The sequence below is a fragment of the Streptomyces arenae genome (assembly GCF_022343545.1).
In the GTDB taxonomy this organism is placed as follows: Bacteria; Actinomycetota; Actinomycetes; order Streptomycetales; family Streptomycetaceae; genus Streptomyces; species Streptomyces humi.
Map to the genome: position 1 here is coordinate 32,398 of NZ_JAKQYH010000016.1, position 15,966 is coordinate 48,363.

The window sequence follows — 15,966 nt, forward strand, 5'->3', positions numbered from 1 at the left end:
GTCAGCTCTCCAGGCCCGCCGCCTCGCGTTCCGCTGCTGACAGGGGGGCCTCCGTCAGGGGGGTCCTGCGGGGGCCGAAGAGGGTGTGCCAGAGCATGTCGGGGGCGAAGAGCCTGGTCGGCGGGGTCATCAGGCTCATCACGTCCAGGAGGCCGTGCAGGGCGCGCGGGTTCGCCGAGCCCGCCGCCACCGCCTTGTCGACGTAGGCCGTGAGCAGGCGTTCCACCGCCTTCGGCGGCTCCGGTGCCGCCTCGGGGTAGTACGCGTCCTGTCCGACGGCCAGGTTCCAGGCGTTGCCCACGGGCCGGGCCACCGCCCGCTGGATGCGGCGGGCGACGCCCGGGGCGTCCGGACCGTGCCTGTCGAGGACCTCGCGGACCGCGATCGCGCTCTGGGCGGCGACCGAGATGCCGTGGCCGTAGACCGGGTTGTAGCCGGCGACCGCGTCGCCGACCACCGCGAACCCCTCCGGCCAGGAGCGGACGTTCTCGTAGTAGCGGCGGCGGTTGGCGGTGGAGCGGGTGGTCACCGGGTCCGTCAGCGGCTTGGCGTTCGCGATCAGCCGGCCGATGATCGGGTCCCGCAGACCGGTGAGCGCGAAGTGCTCGAACTCGGCCGGGACGGCGCTCGGCTGGCCGCCGCGGGTGCCGGAGACGGTGACCAGCCAGCGGCCGCCCTCGATGGGCACGAGGACTCCGCCGCGGCCGGGCGCGTCGCGCGGGTCGGCCTGGACGTTGACGACCGGGTAGCGGGGCAGGGCGGAGGTGGCGGGCGGGGCCTCGTAGACCCGGCTGGCGTAGGCCACACCGGCGTCCACGACGCGCTCCACGACCTGCGGCAGGCCGAGTTCCGTGAGCCACCTGGGAGTCTGCGAGGCCCGTCCGGTCGCGTCGACCACCAGGTCCGCACGGAGAACGCCGCCGCCCTCGCCGCGGCCGGCACCCTCACCGCGGCCGGCGCCTTCATCGCCGCCGTCACCCTCGCCCCGGCCGTCACCCTCGCCCCGGCCGTCGTCCTCACCGGCGCCGGTGGACAGCCGTATCCCGGTCACCCGGTCGCGGTCCCCCACCAGGCCCGCCACCCGGGTGCCGTCGCGCAGCGTCACCCCGCCCCTGTCGAGGACGGCCGCGCGGACCACCGCGTCCAGCAGGTCCCGGCTGCACACGATCATGCTGTGCCGGGAGTCGGTGAACCGCCGGAACCACTGTCCCGTCGGCGCCTTGCTGACCAGGTCCTTCATCACGTCGATCAGGCCGGCGCCCTGCGCCGTGAGCTCGCCGGTGACACCGGGGAGCAGGTCCTCCAGGGCGGCCACGCCCCCGGACCACACGAGGTGGGCGTGCCGGGCCTGCGGCAGGCCCCTGCGGCGTTCGGGACCTTCCGGGAGCCGGTCGGCCTCCACGACGGTGACCTCGTCGAAGCGGGTGGCGAGGACCGACGCGGTGAGCAGTCCGGCGGTACTGCCGCCGACGACGATCGCGGTACGACGGCCCGCCGTGGTTGCTCTGTCGGACGTGGGGTCAGGCATGGGTGATGAGACCTTCTGTGGCGGCCGCCTGCCGGCGGAGTGTTTCCACGACGGGCGAGTGGACCCGCAACGCGTACGCCACGGACTCCAGTTCACGGTCGGGGAGGTCGGTCGGGGAGTCGTCATGAGCGGCGTGCCGCACCTGCGGATGCGGATGCGGACCCGTGTCGGGCACGCCGGGGAGGTCGGGCACGTCGGGCACGTCAGGGGTATCGGAGGCGTGGGGGGTGCCGGAGGCGTAGGGGTCGTGCGTCTCCCCGGCCGGGCCGGCCAGGCCGGCCGGGCCCCGTGCGGCGGTCCGCAGCGCGTCCACCGCCACCAGGATGTCCACCGCCCCCGCTATCCCCCGCGCGGTGCACTCGGTGTGCCCGGCGGCCACCGCCTGCCGCCGGGCCCGCTCGCGCCGGGCCCCGCTCAGGTACGGGGACAGCCTGAGCAGCCCGTCGTTGATGGCGGCCCGGCGCAGCTCCAGCCGGAGTTCGGCGCCCGAGACCCGGCCGGTGGCCGGGGCCGGTGACGCGCCGACCGTCAGCATCTCCCGCCACAGCGGCTCCAGGCTGCGGTGGGTGCGCCACAGGCGCCGGCGTTCGTCGCAGTACGGGCCGGCCTGCCCGGCGATGAAGCCGACCGAGACCAGGAAGGCCTCGGCGATCGCGAACGGCGGGGCCACGTAGGTGGAGAGGTAGTCCCAGTCACGGCCCGCCCAACGCGCCACGATCGCGGCGACCTTGGCGACGTCGAAGATGAACCCGAGGGCGTAGGCGACCTGGAGGCAGACCACGGCCCGGCGCAGCCACTTGTCGGCGACCTCCTGGAACCAGGCCCACAGGATGGCCGCGGCGACCACGGCCGAGACCATGTGCGCGACCAGGTAGAGCATCGTGTGCTCGCGCATCCAGGGGGTGTTGGCGTAGTACGTGTCCAGGTCGCGCAGCCGCTCCACGTGGTGGTCGCCGAGCGCGAAGGTCACCCAGAGGCCGACGATGATGACGGCGTACGCGATCCACACCAGCCGGGTCCTGCGGCGCCGCACGGCGGACGGCGGCTCGCGCCAGGTGATGATCAGCCAGAGGCAGGCGCCGCAGTACGCGGTGAGCAGCGAGTAGACCCAGACGCCGGCGAAGTTGGGCACGCCGGTGGCCTCGTTGATGCGGTGCAGGTTGCCCGGCGGGAGGGACGCGAAGATGAGCGCGCCGATGCCGAGGAGCAGCGCGGTGGCCCGCAGGATCGGGTCCTGCCAGGCGCGCCGGAGCAGCGGCAGCTTGATCACGAAGGCCACGGCCATCAGCACGGCCGGGATCGCGTAGGCGGCGAAGGAGCCCGCCATGTCCCAGTGCCGGCCCAGGCCCGTCACCGGAGCCGCCCCGGGCCCGTCACCGGAGCCGCCCCGGGTGCGTCACGGAAACCGCTCCAGGCATGGCCGCACCCGCGTCCGTGCCGCCGGACGTCCCGCGCATCACGGGCCGCCGATGTTGCCCAGGGAGGACGACAGGCGGTCGGTGAGGGTGTCCTGGGAGAACCGGCGGCCGGTCGCCGCGTAGGGTCCCACGACCTTGTGGAACTTGGCGGCGAGCCGCAGCCCGCACTCCTCGGCCTCCCACTCGGCGTCGGCGGCGGAGGCGGCCGGCGACCGGGTGGCCAGCGCGACGACCCGGTCCCAGGGGATGTCCTCGTCGGACCGGTCGAGCAGCCGGCGCGCGGCGGCGGGCAGGCCGACGTCGTAGTGGACGTCCAGCGTGCCGTAGTGGATGTGCCCGATCTCGTGTCCGGCGATCACGAACTTGTGGGCGTCGGCGGCCCGTTTCTCGACCACGACGATGTACTCGTCGTCCTTGGCGAGGGTGATCCCGGAGACGTCCAGTCCCGGCGGGAAGGCGAGGAACCTGAGTCTGACCGGACGGTCGAGGCGCGGGCTGAGCGTGGCGCACAGCGCGTGCAGGAACGCCTCGGGCCGGGTCGGCGGCTCCAGCGTGCGGGCGGTGTCCCGGACGAGCCGGGCGAGGAACCGCTTGGGCGATCGGGTCGGGCTCATGCGTCGGCGTCCTCGCTGGCGGTCGGCGTTCCCATCGGCATCGGTCTCGGTATTCCTGACATGGTAAGTCGCCCTTGGCCGGGCCTAGTTGACGGCACCCTCGGAGGTGATGATCAGCTCCGCCAGGTCGGCGAGCGTGGCCAGCTGCCGGGCGTTCATCTGGGGAGCGCGGGCGGCCAGCCGGACCAGGCCGCTGTCGCGCAGCCGGGACAGCGGGTCGGCCTGGGCCTCCAGGCCCTGGAGCACCGGCTGCAACGCCTCGTACAGCGCCTCGGGCTCGTCGGCGGTGAAGAACCCGGCCGGCAGCTCGAAGAACCGCCGTAGCCGGTCGGTGTGTTCGAGGCTCGGCAGGCCGCTCTTGCGCCACTCGCTCAGCCACTGCCTGCTGGTGCCGGCGATCGCCGCGAGTTCGCCCAGCGAGTACCGCTTGCCGTCCGGCCTGCGCCGGTTCTCGCGGATGAAGTCCAGCCGCTGCCGCACCCGTTCGGCGAGTCCGGTCTGCGGTGCGGTGCCGCCGGCGAGCAGTTCGGCGACGACTCCGACGGGGATGCCGGTGCGGTGCGACAGATCGGCCACGTCCAGCACCTCGGACAGCCGGCCGTGGCGTCCGGTCAGCTCCCCGAGCCGTGCCAGCACATCGGTCAGCGGGGCATGGGCGTCACTCACCAAGGTCCCCCTGGACGCGTCGACGGGCGCTCGGCGGTCGCTCGGCCGGGCAGACGCGAGGCTACCCAATCACCCGTACGGTTCACCAGAGATGACAAGGTCCACTGCGGAATTGGGCAGCAATCGTTGACATGTGACGGTACGGCAGGAAAGGATCACCCCCACCAGGCCACGGTCGAACCGAACCGCTCCGGGTGCCGCCTACGGGGGAGTGGCGGCCGGGGGCGAACCGCCGCCCCGCCTCCTCCCCGCGAAGGTGAGGCGAACCGATGCCGCAGCCCGTCCTGCTCCTCGGCGTCGGCCGCCGGCGCGCCTACGACGAGTTCACGCTGGCCCGGATCGCCGCGGTCCGCCCGGTGCTGCTGGTGGACGCCGCGCCGCCCGCCTGGGCGCTCCCGCACCTGGCCGGTCATCTCGCGGCGGACCCCGGCAAGGGCGGGGCGACGGCTTCGGCGGTGGTGCGGTTCGCGGCCCGGCACCGGGTCCGTGGCGTGCTGACCCAGTCGGACGAGTACGGGGTCGCCGCCGCCCGGATCGCCGCGCAGTCCGGGCTGCCCGGCCTCTCCCCCGCCACGGCCGCCGCCTGCGCCGACCCGGCCGCCCTGCGCGCGCTGCTGACCGCCGGCAACGTCCCCACGGGCGACCCCGCCGAGGACCCCGGCACGCCACGGGTGAGCGCCGAGACCGTCGTCCTGGACGGCGAGATCCGGATCGCCGCCATCACCCGGACGGTGCCGGGCCCGGCGCCCGCCCGGCGGCCGCTGCGGCACACCGTGCACGCCCACGACGGCCTGCTGCACAACCGTTTCCTGCGGCTGGCCGTCGACCGTGCCGTGCACGCCCTCGGCGTCACCCGGGGCGTCCTGCACATCGGCTTACAGCTCACCGACCGCGGCCCGCGGGTCACCGACGTCACCCCGCACCTGCCGGGCGACCTGATCCCGCTGCTCGTCAGACGGGCCACCGGCGTCGACCTCGCGCAGGCCGCGGCCGCGCTCGCCACCGGCGAACTGCCCGACACCACGCCGACCCGACAGCGGGCGGCCGCGGTCCAGTTCGCCTATCCGGCCGTCACCGGCCGCCTCGACCACCTGGAACTCTCCCCCGACGCGGCCCGGGAGCCCGGCGCCGACCGCATGATCCTCACCCGGGAGCCCGGCAGCCTCGTCACCGCCGGACCGCACGCGACCGACGCCGACCGGCTCGCGCTCTGGGTCGCGGTCGGCGAGACCCCGGCCGACTGCGAAGGCGCCCTGCGCCGGATGGCCCGCCACCTGTCGGCGGCCATCGACCCGGTCGCCACCGCGGCCTGACGACGTCCGTCCGGCCCTCGCCGCACAGCCGCCTCTCAGCCTCCCCGAACCGGCCGGTAAGGTAGCGGGGTCGTCATCACCCGTACGGGGGAAAGCCGGTGCAAACCCGGCGCTGACCCTTCCCCGATTCTCGGCTTCGCTCGAACCGGGGAGACCCCTGTCCGTGAGCCACCGTGTGGCAAGCCGGACCACCCCGCTCGGGACGTTGCACGGCTCAGGTGTGCCGGCGTCCGTCGGCACACGGCACCGTCGAGGTCACGGAGCCGAGCCGCCGGGGTGTCCCGCGCTGCCCGGCTCCCGAGCAGGGAGAGGCAGCCGCCGATCATGAACGTCCTCCGCCGCAGCGCCGCGGTGCTGGCGGCCACCGCCGTCATCGGCGCGGCCACGCCCGCGACGGCCGCCCTGGCCGCCGGCACCCCGTCCCCGTCCGCCTCGACGGTCCGCCCCTCGGGGCTGTACGGCAGCGCGGACCCCAAGTTCGACGGTGTCTGGCGGCAGTCCCTCGCCCTGCTCGCCCAGCGCACGGTCGGGGTGACCCCGGCCGCGAAGGCGGTGGACTGGCTGACCGGGCAGCAGTGCGCGAACGGCTCGTTCGCCGCGTTCCGGGCCGAGCCGACGGCCGCGTGCGACGCCAAGGTGACGGTCGACACGAACAGCACGGCGGCCGCCGTCCAGGCCCTGAAGGCGGTCGGCGGCCACGACGACGCCGTCGGCAAGGCGGTGACCTGGCTGAAGTCCGTGCAGAACACGGACGGCGGCTGGAGCTACACGCCCGGCGGCGGCAGCGACACCAACTCGACGTCCGTCGTCGTCGGCGCGCTCACCGCGGCCGGCGCGCGGGCCGACCGGACGCCGTACGACCTGCTGTCGAAGTGGTCCGTCCGCTGCGACCAGGACGGCGGCGGCGGGCTCGCCTACCAGCCGGACAAGAAGGGCGGGCTCGCCGCCAACGCGGACGCGACCGCGGCCGGGGTGCTGGCCGCACTCGGCAAGGGGTTCGTGACGACCGCCGGGAAGGCCTCGGCGCGGGGTCCTGCCTGCGCCGACTCCGGCAAGGCGCTGACGCGGACGGAGGTGGCGCGCAACGGCGCCGCCTACCTGACGGACACCCTGGCCGCCAAGGGCTACCTGGTCTCCGCGCTCGCCGGTGCCGCGCCGCAGCCCGACTACGGCAACACCGCCGACGCGGTCGTCGCGCTGGCCGCGCAGGGCTGGACGGAGCAGGCGAGGAAGCCGTACGCCTGGCTGGCGGCCCATGCCACGCCGTGGGCGAAGCTGAGCGGGCCCGCGGCCTACGCCGAACTGGTCTTCGCCGCGCACGCGATGGGCGCGAACCCGCGTGACTTCGGCGGTACGGATCTGGTGGCGTCGCTCGCCGCGACCGGGCCGGCGCCGCGGACGGCCGCGGCCCACACCGAGGAGCGGACGTCGTCGGGCGCCGGCGTCTGGTGGATCGTCGGCACGGGTCTGGTGGCCGGCATCGGCATCGGCTTCCTGTTCAGCGGCCGCCGGAAGCAGCAGCCGTGACGGCGGGCCGCCGTGCGCAGCCGCTGCTCCTGACCCTGCTGCCGGCCCTCGGCGTCCTGCTGGTCCTGTGTTCGGCGGGGCAGGCGCAGGCCGCCGGCTACCGCTACTGGTCCTTCTGGGAGCGGGACGGCACACGGTGGACGTACGCCACGCAGGGTCCGGCCACGGCGCGGCCGGCGGACGGCACGGTGGAGGGGTTCCGCTTCGCGGTGAGCGAGGACTCGGGCGACGCGTCGCGGCCCCGCGGGGCTGCCGGCTTCAGCACGATCTGCGCCGGGACGGACGCGGTCCGGGGGAAGAAGCGGGTCGCGCTGGTCCTCGACTTCGGTACACCGGCGGACGCGCCGTCGGGTGAGAGGCCGCCGGCGCGCCGTACGGCGTGCGCGGTGGTGTCCGGCGACGCGACGTCGGCGGAGGCGCTGGCCGCGGTGGCGAAGCCGCTGCGGTACGACACGAACGCCCTGCTGTGCGCCATCGCCGGGTATCCCGCGAAGGGGTGCGGGGAGCAGGTGACGGCGACGGCGGGAGGCAAGCCGGACAGCGGGCCGTCGGTGGGGCTGCTGACCGGGGCGGGGGTGGTCGTGCTGCTGGCGGCGGGGGCGTTCTGGCAGGCGCGGCGGCGGAAGAATGCGTGACAGTGACCGTGCGGGCGCGCGGGGGCTGATCGCGCCTCGCGGCGGAGCCGCTGAGGGCGACAGCCCCGCGCCCCTGAAGGGGCGCCACGGTCGCCCCGGTCACTTGCACCCCGGTGCCTGGTGGGTCTGGTCGTTGTCGCTCGGGGTGGCCGCGTCCCGTACCTCCAACCCCTTGCTCCTCGCCCTCCTCGTCACGGTGACCGGGTACGTCGTGGCCGCGTGCCGCACCTCGTCCCCGTGGTCCCGTTCCTACGGTGCCTTCGCCCGGCTCGCCCTCGCCGTGCTGGTCGTGCGCCTCGCCTTCACCGTGGTGCTCGGCTCGCCCGTCCCCGGTTCGCACACCCTCGTCACCCTTCCCGAAGTTCCCCTCCCCCACTGGGCCCAGGGCATCCGGCTCGGCGGCCGGGTCAGCGCCGAGGGGCTCGTCTTCTCCCTGTACGACGGTCTCAGGATCGCCGCCCTGCTGATCTGCGTCGGTGCCGCGAACGCCCTCGCCCATCCGGCCCGGCTGCTGAAGTCGCTGCCCGGGGCCCTGTACGAGATGGGGGTGGCCGTGGTCGTCGCGCTGACCTTCGCGCCGCATCTCATCGCCGACGCCCAGCGGTTGCGGGCCGCCCGGAGGCTGCGCGGCCGCCCCGACTCGGGGTTCCGCGGGCTGCTCCAGGTGGGACTCCCGGTGTTGGAGGGGGCTCTGGAGCGTTCGGTCGCGCTCGCCGCCGCGATGGACGCGCGCGGTTACGGCCGCAGCGCCGACGTACCGGACCGGGTCCGCCGTACGACGGCCGCGCTCACCCTCGGCGGGCTGCTCGGGGTGTGCGCGGGCACGTACGGGCTGCTCACCGCGGAGGGCGGCGGCTACGGACTGCCGTTGCTGCTGGCCGGGGTCGGGGCCGCGCTGGCGGGACTGCGGCTGGGCGGCCGCCGTTCGCTGCGGACCCGCTACCGGCCGGATCCCTGGGACGCGCGGGCCTGGCTGGTGTCCGGGGCGGGGGCGGCCGTCGCCGGGCTGCTCACGCTCGCCGGGGCCCGCGATCCGGACGCGCTGCGTCCCGGGGTCGTACCGCTGGTCGCCCCGACGCTTCCACTGTGGCCGGCGGCCGCCGTACTGCTCGGGCTGCTGCCCGCCCTGATCGTTTTGAAGGACCCGAAGGAGGAGCCGTCGTGATCCGCTTCGAGGATGTCTCCGTGACGTACGAGGACGCCGCCCGGCCGGCCGTCCAGGGCATCGACTTCGAGGTGCCGGAGGGTGAACTCGTCCTGCTCGTGGGGCCGTCCGGGACCGGCAAGTCGACGGTACTCAACTCCGTGAGCGGACTGGTGCCGCACTTCACCGGCGGCACCCTGCGCGGCCGGGTGACGGTCGCGGGCCGGGACACCCGCACCCACCCACCACGTGAACTCGCCGACGTGGTGGGCACGGTGGGGCAGGATCCGCTCGCCCACTTCGTGACCGACACGGTCGAGGACGAACTCGCCTACGGAATGGAGTCGTTGGGGATCGCACCGGCCGTGATGCGGCGCCGGGTGGAGGAGACCCTAGATCTCCTGGGGCTCGCCGAGCTGCGGAACCGGCAGATCGCGACGCTTTCGGGCGGGCAGCGGCAGCGGGTCGCGATCGGCTCGGTGCTCACCCCGCATCCCCGGGTCCTGGTGCTGGACGAACCGACCTCGGCACTGGATCCGGCGGCCGCGGAGGAGGTGCTGGCCGTGCTCCAGCGGCTGGTGCACGACCTGGGGACGACGGTCCTCATGGCGGAGCACCGGCTGGAGCGGGTGGTGCAGTACGCCGACCGGGTGGTGCTGCTGCCGGGTGCGGGAGCGGCGCCGGTGACCGGCACCCCCGCCGAGGTGATGGCCGTGTCCCCGGTGTGTCCGCCGGTGGTGGAGCTGGGCCGGCTGGCCGGCTGGACCCCGCTGCCGATGACGGTGCGCGACGCCCGCCGCCGGGCCGCCGCACTGCGCGACCGCCTCACCGACCGGTCCCCGCGGCAGCACAGCACGCGAGTCCCGCACCGGCCCGCCGAGCGGACGCCGAAGCACGCCACCGAGCAGCCGAAGCACATCGCCGATCAGCCGAAGCACGTCACCGATCAGCCTCCCGGGACCGCCCCGGCGTCGCTTGCCCTGCGGGTTCTGAACCGGCTCGGCGGGCGGGCCCCGGAGGCCCGGCGGGCGCGGGTCCCTCACCAGGGGCCGGCCGGCGGGGCTGCGGAGCCGGCGGCCGAGGTGCGGGGGCTCGCCGTGCGGCGGGAGGGGATCGACGCGCTCCGGCGGGTCGACCTCACGGTCGCGCCCGGTGAGACGGTCGCGCTCATGGGACGCAACGGCGCCGGAAAGTCCACCCTGCTCGGCGCCCTGGTCGGGCTCGTCACGCCGAGCGCGGGCGGCCTCCGGGTCGGCGGCGCCGTCCCGCACCGCAGCCGCCCGCGTGACCTCGTACGCCTGGTCGGGCTGGTGCCGCAGGAACCCCGTGACCTGCTGTACGCCGACACGGTCGGCGCCGAGTGCGCGGCCGCCGACCGGGACGCCGGGGCGGCGCCCGGGACCTGCCGGGAGCTGGTGTCCGGGCTGCTGCCCGGGGTCGCCGACGGCACGCATCCGCGGGATCTGTCCGAGGGGCAGCGGCTGGCGCTCGCGCTGGCCGTCGTACTGACCGCCCGGCCGCCGCTGCTCCTGCTGGACGAGCCGACCCGGGGCCTGGACTACGCGGCGAAGGCCCGGCTGGTGGGCGTGCTGCGCGCGCTCGCCGCCGACGGGCACGCGATCGTGCTGGCCACCCACGACGTGGAGCTGGCCGCCGAGATCGCGCACCGGGTGGTGCTGCTGGCGGACGGCGAGGTGATCGCGGACGGACCGACGGACGACATCGTGGTCTCCTCGCCGTCCTTCGCCCCGCAGGTGACGAAGGTGCTCGCCCCGCAGCGATGGCTCACGGTGGCCCAGGTCCGCGAGGCCCTGGCGGACGCACCGACGGAGACACAGGCTCAGGCACAGACGGAGACACAGGCTCAGGCACAGACCCAGGCAACACAGACCGAGGCACAGCCGGAGGCGTCGGCGTGAGCGGTCCGGTCCGGCTCGGCCCCCGCTCCCTCGCCGCGCTGCTGCTCGTCAGTGCCGTCGGCGTGGTCGCGATCGGCTGGCCCTTCCTCGCCCCGCCCACCTCCCGGATCGCCTCGCACGCCCAGGACGCGCCCTGGCTCTTCGCGGGGCTGCTGGTGCTGCTGGTCGCGGTGCTGGCGGCGACGATCTCGGAGTCCGGGCTGGGTCCGAAGGCGGTCGCCATGCTCGGTGTGCTGGCCGCGACCGGGGCGGCGCTGCGGCCGGTCGGCGCGGGCACCGCCGGGATCGAGCCGATGTTCTTCCTGATGGTGCTCAGCGGGCGGGTGCTCGGACCGGGCTTCGGGTTCACCCTGGGCTCGCTCACCATGTTCGCGTCGGCGCTGCTCACCGGCGGGGTGGGGCCGTGGCTGCCGTTCCAGATGCTGGCGATGGGCTGGTTCACGATGGGGGCCGGGCTGCTGCCGGGGCCGGTGCGGCTGCGGGGGCGGGCGGAGCTCGTCCTGCTCGCGGGCTACGGGTTCGCGGCCGCGTTCGCCTACGGCATGGTCGTGGACCTGGCCGGCTGGCCGCTGCTGTCCGGTACCTCCTCGGACATCGCCTTCGATCCGCACGCCGGGGCCGCCGCCAACCTGGCCCGTTTCCTCGCCTACAGCCTGGCCACCGCCATGGGCTGGAACCTGGGCCGGGCCCTGTGCACGGTCGTGCTGACCCTCCTCCTCGGCCCGGCCCTGCTGCGGGCGCTGCGCCGGGCGACGAGGCGGGCCGCCTTCGAGACCGCGGTCACATTCGACGGTCCCGGTGCGTGAGGCGTCGTGGGCGCGGGGTGACCGGACCGGTGAAGCACCCCACATGACGCACGTCACCTACGATCCGGAACAGTAGCCACCCTTTTCCGGTATGTCCGTTTCCACACCCCCTCCGACCTGCGGCTTGAGAGCCACGTCACACAGCGCACCATCACCCGCTATGCGGCCACAACTAGTAAAAGGGGTGATTGCGGACAGGTTTCCGGCCTGTTTCTCTGGACGACGTCGCCAGGCACCACCGGCTTCCGGAGCACGGCGACCCCCTGCCCCCGACGAACGAGGTTCTCCGTGTCCGCGAACATCATCCGCCGCATCGCTTCCCCGAAGAAGGTCCTCACCGCCGCCGCCGTGGCCGCCGCCACCGCCGGTATGGCACTGAGCGCGGCGCCCGCCCAGGCCGCCACCGGCTCGGCCTCCTCCGCCCAGGCGATCGCGCACAAGATGATTCCGGACGCCGCGCAGTTCAGCGCGTTCAGCAAGATCGTCTCGCACGAGAGCGGCTGGAACCCCTCCGCCACCAACTCGTCCTCCGGCGCCTACGGTCTGGTCCAGGCGCTGCCGGGCTCGAAGATGGCATCCGCGGGTTCCGACTGGAAGACCAACCCGGCCACCCAGATCAAGTGGGGCCTGGACTACATGAACTCCCGCTACGGCAGCCCGACCGCCGCCTGGAGCTTCTGGCAGGCCAACGGCTGGTACTGAGCCGCCCGGCGCCTCTCCCCCGCACTCCGGCACCCTCGCCCCCCTCCTCCCGGGGCGAGGGTGCCGACGCATGTCCGGACGTGGTGGACTGGTCGCCCGGAGCCACCCGGCCCCGCGCCACACCCCCGGAGGAGCGATGTCCGCGGCGACCCCGAACCGCGATCCCGAGACCCGCGGCGTGCGGCTGGTGGTCGTGCTGCTGGCACTGATGACGGTGAGCGGCCTGATCGACGCGGTGAGCTACCTCGGCCTGGGGCACGTCTTCACCGCCAACATGACCGGCAACATCGTGATCCTCGGCTTCGCCACCGCCGGCGCACCCGGGTTCTCCGTCGCGCGCTCCGCGACCTCCCTCGCCTGTTTCGTCGCGGGCGCGACGCTGGGCGGCCGGGTCGCGGGCCGGTTCGGCGGCGGTTCCCGGCGGACCTGGACGCGGGTGATCCTGGCGGCGGAGGCGGCCCTGCTGGCCGGGTCCGCCGCGCTGGCCTTCGCCCTGCCGGACGGCACGGCGACCACGTACCCCCTGATCGCGCTGACCGCCTTCGCGATGGGCCTGCGCAACGCGAACGTCCGCAAGCTGGGCGTGCCCGACCTCACGGCGACCACGGTCCTGACGACGACCCTGACCGGGCTGGTCTCCGAGTCCCGGTTCGGCGACGCCACGAGCAGCCGCTCCCCGCGCCGTGCGGCCGCGGTCCTCGCCCTGATCGCCGGTGCCGTACTGGGCGCGTTCCTGGTCCTCCACCACGGCCTGGGCATTCCGCTGCTCGTGGCGGCGGCGGTCTCCGGGGTGTTCACGGTGGCCGCGTCGGGGCGGGAGTGAGGCGACGCCTCGGGGGAGGCAGGAACGGGGCGTAGGGGGGTTGCTCCTGCCTCCCTCGGGACGGGCCGGCGGCGCCGGGAGCCGTCGGCCCGCGTCGGGAGGGGTCAAGCCGTGGTGACGCTCAGGTGCTTCACGCCGTTGATCCACGCCGAGCGGAGCCGGTCCGGGTCGCCGACCAGCCGCAGGTCCGGCATCGCGTCGGCGATCGCGTTGAAGATCAGGTCGATCTCGAGGACGGCCAGGGACTTGCCGAGACAGTAGTGCGGGCCGCCGCCGCCGAAGCCGAGGTGGGGGTTGGGGTCGCGGGTGATGTCGAAGGTGTCCGGGTCGGTGAAGACCTCGGGGTCGTGGTTGGCGGAGGCGTAGAAGACGCCGACCCGGTCGCCCTTGCGGATGTGCTTACCGCCCAGTTCGGTGTCCTGGGTGGCGGTGCGCTGGAAGGAGTTGACGGGGGTGGCCCAGCGGACGATCTCCTCGGCGGTGGTCGCCGGGCGCTCGCGCTTGTAGAGGTCCCAGGCCCCGGGGTGGGTCAGGAAGGCGTGCATGCCGTGCGTGATGGCGTTGCGGGTGGTCTCGTTGCCGGCCACCGCGAGCATCAGCACGAAGAAACCGAACTCGTCGGAGTTCAGGTTGCCCTCGTCCTCCGCCGCCACCAGCGTGGAGACGATGTCCTTGGCCGGGCACTGCTTGCGGTCGGCGGCCATGTTCATCGCGTAGGCGATCAGCTCGGTGGCCGACTCGGCGCCCACCGCCTCGGTGATCGCGTACTCCGGGTCGTCGTACGAGATCATCTTGTTGGACCAGTCGAAGATCTTGGCCCGGTCGTCCTGCGGGATGCCGATCAGTTCGGCGATCGCCTGGAGAGGGAGCTCGCAGGCGACCTCGGTGACGAAGTCGAAGGGGCCCAAGTGGGCGCGGGCCGCCTCGACGATCGCCCCGGCCCTGGCGCGCAGCCGTTCCTCCAGGGCGCGGATGGAGCGCGGGGTGAATCCGCGCTGGATGATCTGGCGGACCCGGGTGTGCTCCGGCGGGTCCATGTTGAGCAGGATCAGCCGCTGGGCGTCGATCGCGTCCCGTTGCATGTGCTCGCCGAAGCGGATGATCGCCGTGTTGAGCCAGGACGAGAAGATCTCCGGGTGCGTGGAGACGTACTTGACGTCCGCGTGCCGGGTGACGGCCCAGTAGCCGTCGTCGGCGAACCCGGCGAGGCCGTGCGGCTGTTCGATCCAGCGGACCGGTTCGGCCCGGCGCAGTTCGGCGAACTCCGGGAGCGGCACCCGGTGATGGAGCAGGTCGGGGTCGGTGAGGTCGAACCCGTCGGGCAGCGCGGGACAGGGCATGGGCGGCTCACTCCCACCGTGTACAGGCCTGAGAAACATTCTGACGATCCGTCAGAAAATGACGGTTGCCGTGACGGTAGTAACGAGTTCTACAAGTCGCAAGAGGCACGGTCGCCCCAATTGCGCGCAAGCCCCTTGCGGTTGCGGACAGCCTGTCAGCAGACTGCACACAGAACTAGTACGCGTTCTAGTTCTGCGTGGCGGGCCGGGCCGGGACGCCCCTGCGCCGCGCGGGTGACCGAGGAGAGGACCGAGCCCCCATGGCCGCGGAACCCGTGATCGTCGAAGCCGTACGCACCCCCATCGGCAAGCGCGGTGGCGCGCTGGCCAATCTGCATCCCGCCTACCTGCTGGGCGAGACCTACCGTGAACTCCTCGGCCGCACCGGCATCCCCGCCGACGCCGTCGAGCAGATCGTCGGCGGCACGGTGACCCACGCCGGCGAACAGTCCATGAACCCCGCGCGCACGGCCTGGCTGACCATGGGGCTGCCGTACGAGACCGCGGCCACCACCGTCGACTGCCAGTGCGGCTCCTCGCAGCAGGCCTCGCACATGACCGCCAACATGATCGCCGCCGGGGTCATCGACGTCGGGATCAGCTGCGGGGTCGAGGCGATGTCCCGGGTGCCGCTGGGCTCCGGCTCGAAGCACGGGCCGGGCAAGCCGTTCCCCGACGAGTGGCACGTCGACCTGCCCAACCAGTTCGAGGCCGCCGAACGCATCGCCCGCAACCGGGGCCTGACCAGGGAGGACGTCGACGCGCTCGGGCTGCTCTCGCAGGAGCGGGCGGCGCACGCCTGGGCCGAGGAGCGCTTCAAGCGGGAGACCTTCGCCGTGCAGGTGCCGACGACGGAGGAGGAGCAGCACGCCGGGCAGGGCATGTGGCGGCTCGTCGACAAGGACGAGGGGCTGCGCGACACGTCGGCGGAGGCGCTGGCGGGCCTGAAGCCGGTCATGCCCACCGCGGTCCACACCGCGGGCAACTCCTCGCAGATCTCCGACGGGGCGGCCGCGATCATGTGGGCGTCGAAGCGGATGGCGCGGGCGCTGAAGCTCCGCCCCCGGGCCCGGATCGTCGCCCAGGCGCTGGTCGGCGCCGACCCGCACTTCCACCTCGACGGCCCGATCGACGCCACCCGGACGGTGCTCGGCAAGGCGGGCATGACCCTGAAGGACATCGACCTGGTCGAGATCAACGAGGCGTTCGCGTCGGTGGTGCTGAGCTGGGCCCGGGTCTTCGGGCAGGACCTGGACAAGGTCAACGTCAACGGCGGCGCGATCGCCCTCGGCCATCCGGTGGGGGCCACCGGCGCCCGGCTCATCACCACCGCGCTGCACGAACTCGAGCGCGCGGACAAGGAGTTCGCCCTGGTCACGATGTGCGCCGGCGGCGGCCTCGCGACCGGGACGATCATCCAGCGGCTGTAGCGGACCGGGCCCGCCGGACGCGGCCCGCCCGGGCAGCGCACCGACGGGCCGACCACCGCTCCCCCGGCGGTGGTACACCCGACTGCCCTCCCGCGTCCGCG

The 15,966-nt window shown here is 74.0% G+C and carries 14 protein-coding genes; 9 read left to right on the forward strand and 5 right to left on the reverse strand.

Features of this window, described 5'->3' with window-relative positions; all coding sequences use genetic code 11:
• Position 1 precedes the first annotated feature (1 nt).
• The 4 genes from MB828_RS08610 to MB828_RS08625 all read right to left on the reverse strand — a co-directional run bounded on the left by MB828_RS08610 (position 2) and on the right by MB828_RS08625 (position 4,226).
• Complete coding sequence (locus MB828_RS08610; protein WP_301647646.1) at positions 2-1,528, reverse strand: NAD(P)/FAD-dependent oxidoreductase; 1,527 nt, start codon at positions 1,526-1,528, stop codon at positions 2-4.
• Entirely contained in the window at positions 1,521-2,882 is a 1,362-nt protein-coding gene (locus MB828_RS08615) for an MAB_1171c family putative transporter (RefSeq protein WP_301647647.1), read from the reverse strand. The genes MB828_RS08610 and MB828_RS08615 overlap by 8 nt, the downstream gene beginning before the upstream one ends.
• A gap of 102 nt (positions 2,883-2,984) precedes the next feature.
• Entirely contained in the window at positions 2,985-3,560 is a 576-nt protein-coding gene (locus MB828_RS08620) for a hypothetical protein (protein WP_301647648.1), read from the reverse strand.
• Between the two features lie 84 nt (positions 3,561-3,644).
• Complete coding sequence (locus tag MB828_RS08625; RefSeq protein WP_133022174.1) at positions 3,645-4,226, reverse strand: XRE family transcriptional regulator; 582 nt, start codon at positions 4,224-4,226, stop codon at positions 3,645-3,647.
• Between the two features lie 269 nt (positions 4,227-4,495).
• Here MB828_RS08625 and MB828_RS08630 point away from each other — a divergent pair, with 269 nt between their 5' ends.
• The 8 genes from MB828_RS08630 to MB828_RS08665 all read left to right on the forward strand — a co-directional run bounded on the left by MB828_RS08630 (position 4,496) and on the right by MB828_RS08665 (position 13,095).
• Positions 4,496-5,539 (forward strand): hypothetical protein, encoded by a 1,044-nt coding sequence (locus MB828_RS08630; RefSeq protein WP_301647649.1) that lies wholly within the window; start codon positions 4,496-4,498, stop codon positions 5,537-5,539.
• A 324-nt stretch (positions 5,540-5,863) separates the two neighbouring features.
• The gene (locus MB828_RS08635; RefSeq protein ID WP_301647650.1) at positions 5,864-7,066 is read left to right on the forward strand and encodes a prenyltransferase/squalene oxidase repeat-containing protein; all 1,203 of its coding nucleotides are present in this window, start codon (positions 5,864-5,866) and stop codon (positions 7,064-7,066) included.
• Positions 7,063-7,701 carry an SCO2322 family protein gene (locus MB828_RS08640; RefSeq protein ID WP_430381351.1) on the forward strand — a complete coding sequence of 213 codons (639 nt, stop codon included), beginning with the start codon at positions 7,063-7,065 and terminating at the stop codon, positions 7,699-7,701. The genes MB828_RS08635 and MB828_RS08640 overlap by 4 nt, the downstream gene beginning before the upstream one ends.
• Positions 7,694-8,866: an energy-coupling factor transporter transmembrane component T gene (locus MB828_RS08645; RefSeq protein WP_301647651.1), complete on the forward strand. Its 1,173-nt coding sequence runs from the start codon at positions 7,694-7,696 to the stop codon at positions 8,864-8,866. Before MB828_RS08640 ends, MB828_RS08645 begins: the two co-directional genes overlap by 8 nt.
• Complete coding sequence (locus MB828_RS08650; RefSeq protein ID WP_301647652.1) at positions 8,863-10,764, forward strand: ABC transporter ATP-binding protein; 1,902 nt, start codon at positions 8,863-8,865, stop codon at positions 10,762-10,764. Before MB828_RS08645 ends, MB828_RS08650 begins: the two co-directional genes overlap by 4 nt.
• Positions 10,761-11,570 carry an ECF transporter S component gene (locus MB828_RS08655; RefSeq protein ID WP_046728348.1) on the forward strand — a complete coding sequence of 270 codons (810 nt, stop codon included), beginning with the start codon at positions 10,761-10,763 and terminating at the stop codon, positions 11,568-11,570. The genes MB828_RS08650 and MB828_RS08655 overlap by 4 nt, the downstream gene beginning before the upstream one ends.
• A 288-nt stretch (positions 11,571-11,858) precedes the next feature.
• Entirely contained in the window at positions 11,859-12,272 is a 414-nt protein-coding gene (locus MB828_RS08660; RefSeq protein ID WP_301647653.1) for a transglycosylase SLT domain-containing protein, read from the forward strand.
• Between the two features lie 136 nt (positions 12,273-12,408).
• Positions 12,409-13,095 carry a YoaK family protein gene (locus MB828_RS08665; protein WP_301647753.1) on the forward strand — a complete coding sequence of 229 codons (687 nt, stop codon included), beginning with the start codon at positions 12,409-12,411 and terminating at the stop codon, positions 13,093-13,095.
• A 104-nt stretch (positions 13,096-13,199) separates the two neighbouring features.
• Here MB828_RS08665 and MB828_RS08670 read toward each other — a convergent pair whose 3' ends face one another.
• Positions 13,200-14,435: a cytochrome P450 gene (locus MB828_RS08670; RefSeq protein ID WP_301647654.1), complete on the reverse strand. Its 1,236-nt coding sequence runs from the start codon at positions 14,433-14,435 to the stop codon at positions 13,200-13,202.
• Positions 14,436-14,695: 260 nt separating this feature from the next.
• Here MB828_RS08670 and MB828_RS08675 point away from each other — a divergent pair, with 260 nt between their 5' ends.
• Complete coding sequence (locus tag MB828_RS08675; protein WP_301647655.1) at positions 14,696-15,865, forward strand: steroid 3-ketoacyl-CoA thiolase; 1,170 nt, start codon at positions 14,696-14,698, stop codon at positions 15,863-15,865.
• Positions 15,866-15,966: the final 101 nt, after the last annotated feature.

What these genes read in the sequence shown, in the direction of transcription:
- MB828_RS08610 (WP_301647646.1), bottom strand. Translation starts at nt 1,528, where the DNA reads ATGCCTGACCCCACGTCCGACAGAGCAACCACGGCGGGCCGTCGTACC.
- MB828_RS08670 (WP_301647654.1), bottom strand. Translation starts at nt 14,435, where the DNA reads ATGCCCTGTCCCGCGCTGCCCGACGGGTTCGACCTCACCGACCCCGAC.
- MB828_RS08665 (WP_301647753.1), top strand. Translation starts at nt 12,409, where the DNA reads ATGTCCGCGGCGACCCCGAACCGCGATCCCGAGACCCGCGGCGTGCGG.
- MB828_RS08620 (WP_301647648.1), bottom strand. Translation starts at nt 3,560, where the DNA reads ATGAGCCCGACCCGATCGCCCAAGCGGTTCCTCGCCCGGCTCGTCCGG.
- MB828_RS08645 (WP_301647651.1), top strand. Translation starts at nt 7,694, where the DNA reads ATGCGTGACAGTGACCGTGCGGGCGCGCGGGGGCTGATCGCGCCTCGC.
- MB828_RS08675 (WP_301647655.1), top strand. Translation starts at nt 14,696, where the DNA reads ATGGCCGCGGAACCCGTGATCGTCGAAGCCGTACGCACCCCCATCGGC.
- MB828_RS08630 (WP_301647649.1), top strand. Translation starts at nt 4,496, where the DNA reads ATGCCGCAGCCCGTCCTGCTCCTCGGCGTCGGCCGCCGGCGCGCCTAC.
- MB828_RS08635 (WP_301647650.1), top strand. Translation starts at nt 5,864, where the DNA reads ATGAACGTCCTCCGCCGCAGCGCCGCGGTGCTGGCGGCCACCGCCGTC.